The organism is Vagococcus silagei, from assembly GCF_004795745.1.
GTDB classification, from domain to species: Bacteria; Bacillota; Bacilli; order Lactobacillales; family Vagococcaceae; genus Vagococcus; species Vagococcus silagei.
On sequence record NZ_SDGV01000040.1, the window covers coordinates 1 to 13,895 of the forward strand.

A 13,895-nucleotide genomic window follows, 5' to 3' on the forward strand; every position below is an offset into this window, starting at 1 on the left:
TGATTATAAAATTTGCCTAGTGAAGAATATAAAAAATGAGATTTAATGGATATTCCAGATTTTTAGAGATTGTTTTTTGAATATAAGTGGTTAAAGAAAACTACTATTCCTAAATTTGAAATATTTGTTAATGATAATAATGTTGATGGATATCATTTAATTTCCCATAAAAAAATGTGCGATACATTTAAAGTATTGATAAAAAGATTATTGCATTCGGAGCCTAGTAATTTTGAGTTGTTTTTATAGGTTCGTTATCGAAATCAAGCTTTTTCTCCAAAAAAATTTACAAATGGAGAGATTAGTGGATGGGCACGAAGATACTGTGAATTACCCGGGTGCAAATCCAAATTACTGATATTAGTATGACCTAGAGCAAATATCTCAATGGAATGACAGGTACGAATATAAAATAAATGAATTAGTTCTGTTGAAAGCAAGAAGAGAATATGAAAAAAGCTCAGAAAAAATATTAGAACTTAGAGAAGGAATTGGAACGAGTATTAGTATCGGATTTAAATCAGGATTAAAAGAGCCTGTAGAGTTAGTTGAAGGAAGCACTTCAAAGAACAATCATATTACAACTCATGGTCGCTTGCTTTTATTTCGATTTCTTCCCCGTTATTTCTTAATGTTTCGACATGTAATTCGCCCCATTGACAAAGACTATCTAAAATACTGCCGAGTGTTTCGCCATACATACTGAGTGAATATTCAACTTTAGGTGGGACTTGGTTGTAAACTTTACGGTCAATGATATTGGCGTGCTCAAGTTCTCTAAGTTGCTGGGTAAGCATTTTTTGACTAATCCCGGGGATGTTTCGCTTGAGTTCACTGGTTCTGAGTGCGCCGTGCCGAAGATTACAAAGAATAATGGGTTTCCATTTGCCACCGATGACTTCCATGGTCGCTTCTACGCCGATATTATAAATTTTTTTTGTCATGTTATGGGCTCCTTTTCTTTAATAGTAAAAAAATTACTTTTTGATATCTATATCACAATAAAGTACGTACTATGCAAATTGATATGTTCATTATATACTCATTTCATTGATATGCAAGAAAAAATTAGCATAGAAAGTGTGAAAGAAATGAAACTAGGTATTGTGGGTTCAGGAAAAATTGTTGCTGATTTTTTAGAAATTATACCGGAAATCCAAACTATTGAGTTAGTGGCGATTATGGGGACCGAAACGAGTTTGGATAAGTTAAAATAGATTCAAAAAAATTATCGTATGAAGCAAGTCTTTACTGATTGTGATCAATTTTTATCGCAAGCAGAGATGGATACTGTCTATATTGCATTACCAAATTATCTTCATTTTGAATTTGCGAAACAAGCATTGCTGAGTGGTTTCAATGTGATTTGTGAGAAACCTTTTACGTTAAATTTGGAACAATTTTTGCTTCTTCAAGAAATAGCGTTGTCGTAGATTTAATTTTATTAGAAGCTATTACGAATCAATACCAATCTAATTATTTGGCAATCAAAGATAGCTTATCTGACCTTGGTAAGATTAAGTTGGTTGAATGTAATTACTCACAGTACTCTTCTCATTATGATGCTTTTAAAGTGGGCGATATTTTGCCCACATTTAATCCCAAAATGGGTGGTGGCGCGTTAATGGATATTAATATATATTATAATATCCATTTTGTAGTGAGTTTGTTTGGCCCCCCAACGGCTGTCTCTTACTCACCGAATATCGAGAATGGGATTAATACCTCTGGAATTTTAATTTTAGATTATCCTAACAAAAAAATAGTGTGTATCGGAGCAAAGGATTCAACGTCAGATATCCGCTCAACCGTTCAAGGTACAAACGGTGCAGTTGTCGTGAATGGTGCAACTAATATCGTTAAACAGTTGAAAAATCAGGATATCAGCGAGATTAATGTGACTGTCAATTCGCATCGGATGTTTGAAGAATTTGTAGCGTTTAACACAATCGTTGCAACACATGATTTGGTGAAGGCTAAAGAACGTTTGGTCGTAGTCGAGTGGTGATGGAAGTTGTGGATGAAGCTTTGAAAAGTGTGCAACTTCATTTTGGATAAAATAATTTATTTATTGAAAGGTTTGTGTCATACAAAGATTACTAAAAAGTATGTATATTACAAAAAAGTACGTACTAGTCAAATGGTTTATTGAGGGCTATACTCGTTTCATTCAGATAATAAGGAGGACAAATCAGATGATACAGTCATTATCAGATACAATTTTATTAAACAATAAAACAGAAATCCCAGGATTGGGTTTAGGTGTTTTTCAAATACCTAACGATGAAACAGCAGAAGTTGTCAAGAACGGAATTATTAATGGTTATCGATTGATTGATACCGCGCAAATTTATGGGAATGAAGAGGGAACAGGTCAAGGTATTCAGGATGGACTTGTAGCGACAGGATTAAAACGTGAGGATTTATTTATTACGTCTAAAGTATGGAACGATCATTTGACGTATGATGAAACGATAGCATCGTTTAATGAAAGTTTAAAAAAACTTCAAACAGATTATTTAGATTTATTTTTAATCCATTGGCCTGGAAAAGATGGTATTAAAGCATCTTGGGAAGCACTTGAAGCATTGTACTTTGAAGGTAAAATCAAAGCGATTGGTGTGAGTAATTTTGAGGTTCATCATTTGAAAGAGCTATTGTCCTATGCAAAAGTAGTGCCAGTCATCAATCAAATTGAGTTGCATCCAAAGTTATCACAAGAGTCAATCAGAAATTTTGCCGCACAGCATGGCATTAAGATTCAAGCGTGGTCACCATTGATGCAAGGACAGCTATTAAAACATCCAGTTATAGAAGAAATAGCAACAAAATATAATAAATCAACTGCTCAAATTATTTTACGTTGGGATTTACAACAAGAAATTTTATTGGTTGTTAAATCAGTTCATGCGAACAGAATGAAAAGTAATGCAGATGTTTTCGATTTTGAACTTGATGAAGCAGATATGGCTCGAATTACCGCATTAAATGAGTCGTTGCGTGTGGGCCCTAATCCAGATGAATTTAATTTTTAATTAGAATATAGGAGGAAATAATAATGAGTAATAAAGGATTTTCAATTGTTAATCATATCGGAATTACAGTGAGTAATTTGGATAAATCAATGGTGTTTTATGAAGCGTTGACTGGTGAAAAAATTGCCAATAAAGATCAAATTGGTGGAAAAAGAATGGCACAAACACAGGGATTAGATGATACGTTAATTAAATACGCTAACTTGCATCTTGGAAATGTAAATATTGATATTCTTGAATATGTTGAGCCAAAATCAAATAAAGCTAGTTATTCAAATGAACAAATTAGTGCGATGCACCTATGCTTTGAAGTTGAAGATATTGAAGCAGCAGTTGCTCGTTTACATGAAATTGGTGTTGAACCAGATGGTGAACCAATTTTCTTCAGTGAAGAAGATGGCTTGAAGTCTGGATTTGGTACAGGTGTTGTGTATTTTACTGATCCAGATGGTACAAACCTTGAATTGATTGCGCCCAAAGGACCCTTTACAAGAGGATAGAATTTATTATTGAAAGAAAGTCAAACCAGTATGGGTTTGACTTTCTTTCAATATTACAGCCGATTTTTATGAAATTGCTAATTTGAATTTAATTAGTAAGACATGTGATAATAACTGTTACAGCTCTTTTAAAACTAAATGATTAAAGCTAATATTAGTCTTAATCATTTAGTTTTCTAATTTTTCCATCTCTTCCAACTGTTGTTCAAAGAATGGTGACGTTTGAATGGTAATCGTTTTATCAAGTGCGACGCTTACAGAATAAATGTAGTGAGGCGTCGTACCACATGTTACATCAGTATCTGATAGGGTGAGGATTAACGATTGAATGTCTCCAAAAGAAGAGTTGTTTGAAACGATTGCGACTAATCCTTCGGCGTTAGTCAAAACAGAAAGTTGTTCGGGTGCGATAAGTTTCCAACCGTACATTAAATCGTGTTTAATCATAGTGATTTTCTTCCTTTCTTAGCGATTAATTTTAGTGTTGAATTGATTAAAGTATATCAATAAATGACTGACTAATTCAATCTAATCGGATTGAATTTATTTTATTTTTAAGGTAAGTAAAACCTAATTAATTTTTTGACTTTTCAAAATTATTTTTTTATAAATTATACGAGAATCCCTCCACAACGACTATTCAAAATGGTTACTACCAGTTGAAACAATATTTCACGAAAGATGACTAAGTTTAATATATTGAAATGATATTTCTTAAGTGCTATACTTTAGTCAGGTTTAGAAAACGCTAACAAAAGGAGAGGTAACTATGACAATATCGTTTGGTATTATTATTATTTTGTGTTTGTATACTGTGGTAGGTGTACTTGATCAAATTTCGATTCAAATTGGTCCATATACACCATTATTTGCTGCAACTGTTACTGGATTAGTAATGGGAGATTTAAAAACAGGGTTGACAATTGGGGCAACACTTCAATTAATGACTTTGGGTGTCGCGACTTATGGTGGTGCAACTGTACCGGATTTCTTATCTGGAGCAATTATGGGTACTGCTTATGCAATTCTTTCTGGCAACGGTGCTGAATACGGCATTGGGGTTGCGGTGCCAATTGGTTTACTGTTAACACAATTAGATATTTTAGGTCGTATGACAAATACGTTCTTCCAACATAAAGCCGATACATACGCAGCTGAGGGTAACTTTAAAGGGGTCGAGCGTTGTAATGTGCTTGGGATTTTACCGTGGACGTTATCGCGTGTGATTCCAGTTTTTATCGGATTGGCATTTGGTGAGCAAGTGGTTAAATTAATCAACGACTGGATTCCAGTTTGGGTCATGAGCGGTTTGAAAGCTGCGGGCGCAATCTTACCAGCAATGGGGATTGCCATCTTAATGCGTTACTTACCAATTAAAAAATACTGGCCTTACTTTATCATCGGTTTTGTGTTATTAGCATTTGGTTCTGAATTCTTCTCAGTTTTAGGTGTCGCTCTTGTGGGTGTTGCACTTGCTGGAATGTATGTTAAAAACCAAAGCAATAACAAAGCTGTCGCAAGTGAAAATGGAACAGTGACTTACGAAGATGACGAGGAGGTAGAGATTGATGAGTAATTCAAATAAATTAACGAAACAAGATATTAATAAAGTTTATGTCCGTAACTTATTCGGTCTTCAATGGGGCTGGAACTATGAGAAAATGCAAGGTTTAGGTTATGCTTACGTGATGATGCCTGCTTTGAAACGTTTCTATGGTGATGATCCTGAAAAAATGGCGAAAGCTCTCCAAACACATCTCGGTTTCTTCAATACAACACCAGCGATGTCACATTTAATTGTGGGTGCGAACTTAGGATTAGAAGAAGAGTTTGGCATTGAAGATGATGCAGCGATTACTGGTTTGAAAACTGGTTTAATGGGACCATTCGCAGGTGTCGGTGATACTCTATTTATCGCGATTTATCGTGCGATTGTGTTCTCAATTGCAGCTTATATGGCACAAAGTGGTCAAGTGTTAGGATTATTGATTCCAGTACTTGCAGGACTTGCAGTCATCTGGGTGCGTTACAAATTTACGCAAATTGGTTATGCGCAAGGTAAGAAAATTGCCAATGAATTTGCGGATCGTATGAAGCTCTTTACGGAAGCTGCCTCTATTTTAGGGCTAACAGTTGTGGGCGGTTTGATTCCATCAGTGATTACTTATAAATTAGAATTAACTTATAAGATGGGTGAGGTCACATTATCAGTTCAAGAGATGTTAGACAAGATTTTACCGGGCTTAGTTCCATTAGGCATTGTGTTCTTATCTTATTGGTTATTAGGTAAAAAGAAAATGAATTCAACACGTTTAATCTTTGTGCTCATTGCATTAGGAATGTTCTTAGGTAATATGCAAGGTATTTTCGGTTGGATCGGTGGTTTATTCTAAAATATTGAGAAATGAGGGTGACAAAACATGGCAATTACACATGCACGTGTCGACGAACGATTAATCCATGGCCAAGTGGCGACTGTTTGGACAAATACATTAGGTGCGCAACGCATTATGGTTGTGAATGATTTAGCGGTCAAAGATCAATTACAAATTGGTGCTTTAAAAATGGCGAAACCTGCGGGAGTTAAATTATCAATTTTATCAAAAAAACGCGCAGTCGAAAAAATTCTTGCGGGTAATTATGATGACGAAAAAGTCTTTTTAATCACAAAAGACATTCCCGATATGGTAGAGTTAATTGAAAACGGCGTACCACTTAAACACTTTAATGTTGGGAATATTTCGTTGAAACCTGGCAGTAAAGCAATTAAGAAATCAGTGAGTTTAACTGAGGAAGACATTCAATTGATTGAAAAAACAATTGAAAAAGGTGTCGAGATTACGGCTCAAATGATTCCATCTGAACCGAATGATTCGATTGTATCGTTTATCAAATAATTGAAAGTTGAGGAAGTATCACATGGAAGCATTAGAAAGAATACGTCAATCATATAAGGATTTTTCGAAAACAAATAGGAAAATTGCGGATGTGATTTTGCGTGACCCTAAACTGATTTTGTCAGAAACAGCGTCAGAAATTGCGATTCAGAGTGATACTTCTGCGGCTTCAATTGTCCGCTTTACGAAAATTTTGGGTTTTTCTGGTTTAGAAGAATTTAAACTAAGTCTTGCGATTGAACAAGGTTCTTCGCAAAATAAAAAAATGATTGATCCCATTGTCTCAGCGGATGATACAGTTGGAGAATTAGCTGAAAAAGTGGAAGCGTTAATTAGTTCAACGTTAAATGATATGAAGAATTTGTTAGTCGAAGATGAAATCGAAGTGGCAATTGAAAAAATTAGACAAGCTGAAACAGTCTATTTACTTGGAATTGGTGCTTCGTCACTAACGGCTTATAATTTGTATCATAAATTAAATCGTGCGGGGAAAAAAACTGCCTTCTGTTTTGATGCCCATATGAATTTAGAGTTTATCAATTACGCGACGGAGAAGGATGTCGTGATTGCGATTTCGTATAGTGGTCAAACACGAGAAGTCTTACTTCCTTGTCAGAAAGCGAAAGAAAATAATTGTCACATTATTTTTATCACCAAGAATAATAGTGAAGAGATTCAAAATCTTGCGGATACATTGATTTTAGTGCCGGATAATGAGCATGTGGTCCGAATTGGCGCCATCTCATCGATTGCTTCTTCAATGGCAATTGGGGATATCTTATTTTTAGGTTCAATTCAAGCTGAAATGGATACCAAAATTCCGCAACGGATGATTGAAACAAATGATTTGGTGAATCAATTAAAAAAAGAATAGTGGTGTAAATATGGATCTTGAAAAATTAGCGACTGAAAATCGTAATAAAGAGAGTGTCAACATCGATAAAGTTTCAACAATTGAGATGGTACAACTGATGAACGCTGAAGATAAAAAAGTAGCGCATGCCGTTGAAGCGGAACTCCCACAAATTGCTAAAGCGATTGATGCTGTGGCGGAACGTTTTCAAGCGGGTGGTCGGATTATTTACATTGGTGCCGGGACATCAGGTCGACTGGGTGCTTTAGATGCGATTGAGTTAACACCAACATATAGTGTTAGTTCGGAACGTGCTTTCGGGATTATGGCAGGTGGAAAAGAGGCAATGTTTGAAGCGGTGGAAGGTGCTGAGGACTCAGAGGAGTTAGCAGTAAATGACTTAAAAGTGGTTCAATTAACTGCCAAAGATGTGGTGATTGGGATTGCGGCCAGTGGTCGTACGCCTTATACAATTTCTGCATTAACCTATGCCAAAGCGCAAGGTGCGTTGACTGTGTCGGTGACATGTAACGAAGCAAGCGAGATGAATAAAATTGCTGAAGTTGGCATTGCACCTGTCGTGGGTCCGGAAGTCATTACGGGTTCAACACGGATGAAAGCTGGTTCAGCTCAAAAAATGGTGCTGAATATGATTTCAACAGGAGTCATGATTAAATCGGGTAAAATCTATCAAAACTTGATGGTGAATGTGCAACCGACGAATAAGAAATTGGTGCAACGTTCGATTAATATTATTCATGATGCGACAGGAATTGCACACGAAAAGGCAGAAACTTTCTTGAATGAGGCTAAACAAGACGTTGCGGTTGCAATTGTCATGATTGAATCAGGACTTGGTCAAGTGGAAGCAGAAAAATTATTGTCGCAACATAATGGACGCATCTCAGATGTTTTAGAAGCCTTAAAATGATGAATAAAAAAGAGCAGTTTAATCAAACAATCCAAGCTTTAATTGCAACAGAAACAATTCCAGGAGCTTCTTGGAGTTTTGTCACACCGGACACAATTGAGAATCATTTTGCTGGTTATTATGGGACTATCGGGGAGTACCGTGCAAAAGAAATGACGCAAGATGCGATTTATGATCTAGCGTCTTTAACAAAAGTGATTGGAACGACAACACGGATTTTACAATTAATTGATGAAAAAAAGATTAGCCTTAACACATCAATTTCAGAAATATTATCTGAATATTCAAACTTAAATTGTACGATTGAACAACTACTTACACACACAGCGGAATTAGCGGCTGATTTTGAGAACAAAGAAAATTTTGATTGGGTAAGAGTGGAGACTTACCTGGCAAATGTAGTGTTAGATGCGGTGCCAAAGACGATGACGTATTCTGATATTGGTTACTTAATCTTAGGGTTGGTGATTGAATCATTGGATAACTGTACATTGGATGTGAGTTTTGAAGAACATATTTTCTCAAAACTGAATGTTAAGCAGCTCGGTTTCGGCGTATCTTCGGTAGAGCAAGCTGTGCCAACAGAAGTCAAAGAAGATCTTGGTTTGATTGTGGGTGTCGTTCATGACGGCAAAGCGCGTCAGCTGGTGCGGCCAGTAGGTAGTGCAGGGTTATTTGCTACACTGAATGATGTGGCGTTATTCACGCAAGCTGTGATGACGAATCGTTTGCCAGATGGGACGCAATTATTTAGTCCATCACTCTTCCAAAAAATTCAAACAACCAATCAGTTTAAGCGAACGCTTGGTTGGGAGTGGTTGGATGACGCGCAGAAAGTACTCTATCATACCGGTTTTACTGGGACGTCAATCGGGATTGATCTTGAGCAACAAAGCGGGCTTATTTTACTGACGAATCGGATTCATCCAACGCGGGATAATCCAGCATTTCTCAAGAGTAGAATCGAGGCTTATCAACGATATTTTTTAGAAAGTTAGAGGATGTAAATATGCAAAATCGTGCGATTATTTTTATGAGTCATGGTTATTTAGCACAAGAAACACTAAAATCAGCAGAGATGATTGTCGGTGAGACGCATCAAACGTATGTCGTTTCAATGACAGCTGAGGATGGATTATCAGGAACAAATGAAAAATTGACAGCTTGTTTGGCAGAAATTGGTCACGAGCAAGAAGTATTAGTAATTGCAGACTTAAAAGGTGGGACACCTTGTAATGTTGCGATGATGAAAATGCAAGACTATCCTAAACTTCGTGTTATAACAGGTTTAAACTTAGCATTGGCTATCGAAGCGGTGATGTCACCACTTGATTCGGTGGATGCTTTGGTTGACTACTTAGTTCCTGTCGGTAAAGACGCAATTGATGCTGTCGAATTGCTATCTGTTGAGGATGACGAAGAGTACGAAGATTAATAAAACGACTTAAACAGCGTCGATACATGGTATCATAGACTTGTTTAAGTCGTTTTTAGTTAGGAGTAAATTATGGGAATTGCAATTATTTATTTTTTAATTATTATTTTAGCCAATAGTATTGGTGCTATTTCGGGCATGGGTGGTGGCGTTATTATCAAGCCACTGTTTGACTTAATTGGTTACCATTCATTAACAGAAATTACGTTTTATTCGAGTGTAGCCGTTTTTACGATGTCGATTTCGTCAACGTATAAGCAAATTAAAAATAAAATAAAAATTGATTGGCCTAAGGCGATTACAGTATCGGTGGGTTCCATGGTCGGTGGTGTTCTGGGAAATAAATTATTCTTTTATTTAGTGGAATTATTCCAAGATGAAGGCAAAGTACAATTGATTCAAATTATTTTAACCGTGATCTCATTGGTATTAGTTTTGATTTACCAACTTTGGCTGGATAAAAAACTATATTTAAAAAATCTGGTCGCCTTCTTTATTGTTGGGCTTTTTCTAGGTGGATTCTCAACCTTGCTGGGTATTGGCGGTGGCCCGATTAATGTGACGTTGTTAGTCTTTTGTTTTGGTTTGCCGATTAAAGATGCGACGGTCTACTCGATTATCACGATATTCTTCTCGCAATTGGCAAAAATAGTCGGTGTTTATGTGACCACTCATTTTGAAATTTTTGATTTGAAATTATTGTTGGTAATCATTCCTGCAGCCTTAATTGGTGGTTATGTGGGTGGTTTACTCAGTGGAAAATTCTCAGATAAAATGGTGGCGAAAATTTTTATTGGTGTCGTGCTTTTAGTGATGGGGATTAATCTTTTTAATCTTATCCAAATTATATAGGTGGTTTAGCAACAGGAGAAAGATCAAGAATAGACTTGGTCTTTTTTATTTGAAGCGAAAATAGTTGTATTTTCTGAAATTTTTCAATAAAAATCAATTTTTTTTCGTTAGAGCATAAAAAAATAAAAGATCTTGTGCTATATTAATAACTGTGGATGTTGTGAAAAAAGGAAAGGAAGTCTTGTTTTTGAAAATTATTAAACAGTTTTTTGTCATTTTTTTATTCTCTTTTTTAGGAGAGATGCTCTCAAAACTGGTGCCAATTCCTGGAAGTGTGATTGGAATGGTCTTGCTATTTCTAGCTTTGCATTTTAAATGGGTTAAATTGAGCCAGATTGAAGAAACGGGTAACTGGTTGGTTGCTAACATGGGTCTCTTTTTTGTACCACCAGGTGTAGGTTTGATGGCGAATTTTGAGATGCTAAAAGGGACGTGGTGGCAACTCTTAATTTTGATGTTTATCACGACAGCTCTGATGATGATTTTTGTGGGTAGAGTTGTGCAACGCATCAAACGTAAATTTGATAAAAAAATCTTCTTAAAAAAGGAATTCAAATCTCATGTTTAATGATCTTTTAAAAAATCCATTGCTCTGGATAACATTGACGCTAGGCTTTTATTTATTAGCCAGTAAGTTAAAAGAGAAATGGCCTTCAAATCCGTTGTTTACACCATTGGCTTTTACAATGATTGTCATTATTGCCATTTTATTAATATTTAATATTCCATTAGAAACGTATCAATCGGGTGGCAAATATTTTAGTTTGTTTATTACACCGGCAACAGTGTCCTTAGCGATTTCGTTAGAGAAGAACTTTGATTACTTACGTCGCTATTTTCCAGCTATTTTAAGTGGTATCTTTTTAGGTGTATTGTTTCATACCATCTTAATTTATTTATTTGCTGTGGTCTTCCATTTTGATAAAAAAATGGTGATTACTTTGATTCCTAAATCAATTACAACTGCAATCGCAGTGGGTGTTTCAGATTCACTTGGTGGTATTGTATCGTTAACAGTAGGGATTGTGATTATTACCGGCGTGATCGGTGCTGTGATTGGTCCAGCTGTTTTGAAGACTTTTGGAGTCGTTGATCCAGTGGCACAGGGAATCGCTTTGGGAAGCTCAGCGCATGCGATTGGCACGTCTCGCGCGATTGAGATGGGTGAAGTTCAAGGTGCAATGTCTGGATTAGCAATTGTTGTGACGGGTGTTATGATTGTGGCATTAGCACCGATAGCAGTCAAATTTGCCGAATTTATTATTTAGTTTAAATATATCAATAATAGAGTTGAAAAGGCCGATAATCCGAGGTTCTTTTTGGCTTTTTTTTTGATTATTAAGAAAGTCTTAAGCGAAAATGTAAACGCTTTACTTAAATTTGAAGGTCGCTTATACTTTGATTGTAAGGAACCATAGATTCCCACAAATAGTTAGTTTAGTAAAAAGATATTTTTAGTATAATCGGGTACCAAGTATGACTAATTATGTGACGTATATTAACAAAATATGTGTAAAAGAATTTAAGGTTTGACAAGAAAAGAAGAAAGCAGAAAGGTGTGGGGGTTTGAATTATTCCTTACGAATTGAATAGCGCCTAGCAGATGTTAACGTAACGTGGTGAAGCAGTCGAAGTTCTTTATCCACGAGTGAGATGAGTAAAAAACATACTGCTAGGTCTTTTTTTGTTTAAAACCATTTTTTTCAATAGATTTCAAAACTTTAGAGTTTACTGATTCAGCAATTAAAGATAAGATAATTTCATTATACCTTAATTAAGGATATAATGAATCTTTAATAGTTTTGAAAGGGTGAGGAAATTGAGTTTCATGTTATTTGTCATATTAGGAGTTTTAGCAGGATTGTTTTTTCCAATTCAAGCGTCAATTAATTCAAGGTTAGGAGGTATTGCGAGAAATCCAATTGTTGCATCATTTACAGCTTTTTCAGTGGGAAGTATGGTCTTAATCGTATTACTTTTGTTGTTCGATCGTCATAGTTTTGGCAACCTGCTTCATTTGAATCAACCTTATTTATTGGTTGCAGGACCAATTGCAGGCGTGATTTTTAACGTCGCAAGTATCACATTATTTGGTAAAATTGGTGCAACCATTACGACCATTATTACCATAACAGGTCAACTGATTATGGGACTCTTGATTGATAATTTTGGTTTATTGAATATGCTGGTACAACCAATCTCGGTTAAACGTATTTTAGGTATTTTGTTAATGTTAGGTGCGCTTTGGTTGTTTCAACAAGTTCCCAACCATGTTAACCAATAATATGATAAAAAAGCTTTTAAATGGATGTTTGTCGGTATAGTTGCAGGTGTTTTCCCGCCACTTCAAAGTGCATTTAATGGCCAATTACGAGTTGAAGTTAATTCAATTTTACTTTCAACATTTATTTCGTTCTTTGTCGGTGCTATTTTACTTGCGTTAATCTTACTCAGCACAACTAAAACCATTAAAATTCCAACGCTGGACCAGAATGGACAACGTTTACCTTGGTGGTTGTATATTGGTGGTTTGTTTGGCATCTTAATAGTGGGTGGAAATATCATTGTCATTAAAGAATTGGGTTCAGTTTTAACCACAACCTTATTTATTTTTGGTCAATTAATGATGGCAGTTTCAATTGATTCCTTAGGTTTGTTTGGGATTACCAAACGAAAAATTGCTCGTAATCAAATCGTTGCCTTAAGTGTTATCGTGCTTGCATTATTTTTTATATAAATTTTTTGCGGTAATTAAGGATATAATCACTCTTTAAAAAGGCTTTTATCTATATAAGAAAAGGATTCGAACTGTTGTTAAGCAGTTCAAATCCTTTTTAAATTCTATATTGGATAGTGATTATGGTGTTGCATAGTGTCAAATATTGAATCGTATAAAGCACGTTGATGATTATTTTGCCAAGCCTGACAGTAACCAAAGCACTTCATCCATAAAGATATGTTGCACGGCTTTTATCCAAGTCGACTTTTCCTGTGGTATTAAAGTAACAGATTGCGTATATCCTTCTAAAAATAATTGCCATTCATGAGGAGTCCAAACGTGATTGGGTGCAGTATCTAATACGTTATGGAAGAGAAGTAATGCCAGAGCTACATCAAAAATTCTTGGTAGAAAGAGAGCATTGTCAGGATCAATGAGATAGGGTGTCGTTGAGTTTAGATAGACTAAGTTATCAGCTTTATAGTCATACGGTGTTGCTATTTTTGGCAAGGATAGAGCCTTCAAGTCTGTTTGCGCTAGCAAAGTCTGTTTAAGTAACGAGCCGAAATAGGGAGTATCAATCATTGATTGTGTTGCTAATAATCGTTCTTTGACGGTACTAAAATCTGACTCAATTTCGTTTGACTCAAAATCAAATGCATCATATTCGCCT

General features: G+C 35.7%; 17 protein-coding genes and 1 pseudogene. 15 read left to right on the top strand and 3 right to left on the bottom strand.

What is annotated here, in order from left to right:
- Nucleotides 1-578: 578 nt before the first annotated feature.
- Nucleotides 579-944 carry a winged helix-turn-helix transcriptional regulator gene (locus ESZ54_RS12050; RefSeq protein WP_136137899.1) on the bottom strand — a complete coding sequence of 122 codons (366 nt, stop codon included), beginning with the start codon at nt 942-944 and terminating at the stop codon, nt 579-581.
- A 147-nt stretch (nt 945-1,091) separates the two neighbouring features.
- On the opposite strand from ESZ54_RS12050, the pseudogene ESZ54_RS12055 reads away from it, so the two are divergent.
- From ESZ54_RS12055 to ESZ54_RS12065, 3 genes and pseudogenes are all read left to right on the top strand, one after another.
- Nucleotides 1,092-2,058, top strand: a pseudogene (locus ESZ54_RS12055) (Gfo/Idh/MocA family protein).
- Nucleotides 2,059-2,195: 137 nt separating this feature from the next.
- Nucleotides 2,196-3,035: an aldo/keto reductase gene (locus ESZ54_RS12060; protein WP_136137900.1), complete on the top strand. Its 840-nt coding sequence runs from the start codon at nt 2,196-2,198 to the stop codon at nt 3,033-3,035.
- 23 nt (nt 3,036-3,058) lie between these two features.
- Nucleotides 3,059-3,535, top strand: a complete 477-nt coding sequence (locus tag ESZ54_RS12065; protein ID WP_136137901.1) for a VOC family protein — start codon at nt 3,059-3,061, stop codon at nt 3,533-3,535.
- Between the two features lie 168 nt (nt 3,536-3,703).
- On the opposite strand, the gene ESZ54_RS12070 is transcribed toward ESZ54_RS12065, so the two are convergent.
- Complete coding sequence (locus ESZ54_RS12070) at nt 3,704-3,982, bottom strand: hypothetical protein (RefSeq protein ID WP_136137902.1); 279 nt, start codon at nt 3,980-3,982, stop codon at nt 3,704-3,706.
- A 322-nt stretch (nt 3,983-4,304) separates the two neighbouring features.
- Here ESZ54_RS12070 and ESZ54_RS12075 point away from each other — a divergent pair, with 322 nt between their 5' ends.
- The 12 genes from ESZ54_RS12075 to ESZ54_RS12130 all read left to right on the top strand — a co-directional run bounded on the left by ESZ54_RS12075 (nt 4,305) and on the right by ESZ54_RS12130 (nt 13,240).
- Entirely contained in the window at nt 4,305-5,111 is an 807-nt protein-coding gene (locus ESZ54_RS12075) for a PTS mannose/fructose/sorbose/N-acetylgalactosamine transporter subunit IIC (protein WP_136137903.1), read from the top strand.
- Nucleotides 5,104-5,928 carry a PTS system mannose/fructose/sorbose family transporter subunit IID gene (locus tag ESZ54_RS12080; protein WP_136137904.1) on the top strand — a complete coding sequence of 275 codons (825 nt, stop codon included), beginning with the start codon at nt 5,104-5,106 and terminating at the stop codon, nt 5,926-5,928. The genes ESZ54_RS12075 and ESZ54_RS12080 overlap by 8 nt, the downstream gene beginning before the upstream one ends.
- Before the next feature lie 27 nt (nt 5,929-5,955).
- Nucleotides 5,956-6,432 (top strand): PTS sugar transporter subunit IIB, encoded by a 477-nt coding sequence (locus ESZ54_RS12085; RefSeq protein ID WP_136137905.1) that lies wholly within the window; start codon nt 5,956-5,958, stop codon nt 6,430-6,432.
- Between the two features lie 22 nt (nt 6,433-6,454).
- Nucleotides 6,455-7,306 (top strand): MurR/RpiR family transcriptional regulator, encoded by an 852-nt coding sequence (locus ESZ54_RS12090; RefSeq protein WP_136137906.1) that lies wholly within the window; start codon nt 6,455-6,457, stop codon nt 7,304-7,306.
- A 10-nt stretch (nt 7,307-7,316) separates the two neighbouring features.
- Entirely contained in the window at nt 7,317-8,216 is a 900-nt protein-coding gene (gene murQ, locus ESZ54_RS12095; protein WP_136137907.1) for an N-acetylmuramic acid 6-phosphate etherase, read from the top strand.
- Nucleotides 8,213-9,214, top strand: a complete 1,002-nt coding sequence (locus tag ESZ54_RS12100; RefSeq protein ID WP_136137908.1) for a serine hydrolase domain-containing protein — start codon at nt 8,213-8,215, stop codon at nt 9,212-9,214. Before murQ ends, ESZ54_RS12100 begins: the two co-directional genes overlap by 4 nt.
- An 11-nt stretch (nt 9,215-9,225) precedes the next feature.
- Nucleotides 9,226-9,651, top strand: coding sequence for a PTS sugar transporter subunit IIA (locus ESZ54_RS12105; protein WP_239433814.1), 426 nt, complete (start codon nt 9,226-9,228; stop codon nt 9,649-9,651).
- Nucleotides 9,652-9,723: 72 nt separating this feature from the next.
- A complete protein-coding gene (locus ESZ54_RS12110) occupies nt 9,724-10,503 on the top strand; it encodes a sulfite exporter TauE/SafE family protein (RefSeq protein WP_136137909.1) in 780 nt (259 codons plus the stop codon).
- Nucleotides 10,504-10,690: 187 nt separating this feature from the next.
- The gene (locus tag ESZ54_RS12115) at nt 10,691-11,071 is read left to right on the top strand and encodes a CidA/LrgA family protein (protein ID WP_136137910.1); all 381 of its coding nucleotides are present in this window, start codon (nt 10,691-10,693) and stop codon (nt 11,069-11,071) included.
- Complete coding sequence (locus ESZ54_RS12120) at nt 11,064-11,771, top strand: LrgB family protein (protein WP_136137911.1); 708 nt, start codon at nt 11,064-11,066, stop codon at nt 11,769-11,771. Before ESZ54_RS12115 ends, ESZ54_RS12120 begins: the two co-directional genes overlap by 8 nt.
- Before the next feature lie 560 nt (nt 11,772-12,331).
- Complete coding sequence (locus tag ESZ54_RS12125) at nt 12,332-12,787, top strand: DMT family transporter (protein WP_136137912.1); 456 nt, start codon at nt 12,332-12,334, stop codon at nt 12,785-12,787.
- A 24-nt stretch (nt 12,788-12,811) separates the two neighbouring features.
- Entirely contained in the window at nt 12,812-13,240 is a 429-nt protein-coding gene (locus ESZ54_RS12130; protein ID WP_136137913.1) for a DMT family transporter, read from the top strand.
- Nucleotides 13,241-13,411: 171 nt separating this feature from the next.
- On the opposite strand, the gene ESZ54_RS12540 is transcribed toward ESZ54_RS12130, so the two are convergent.
- Nucleotides 13,412-13,895 (bottom strand): protein kinase family protein (locus ESZ54_RS12540; protein WP_204249562.1); only part of this gene is annotated, 484 nt, incomplete at its 5' end.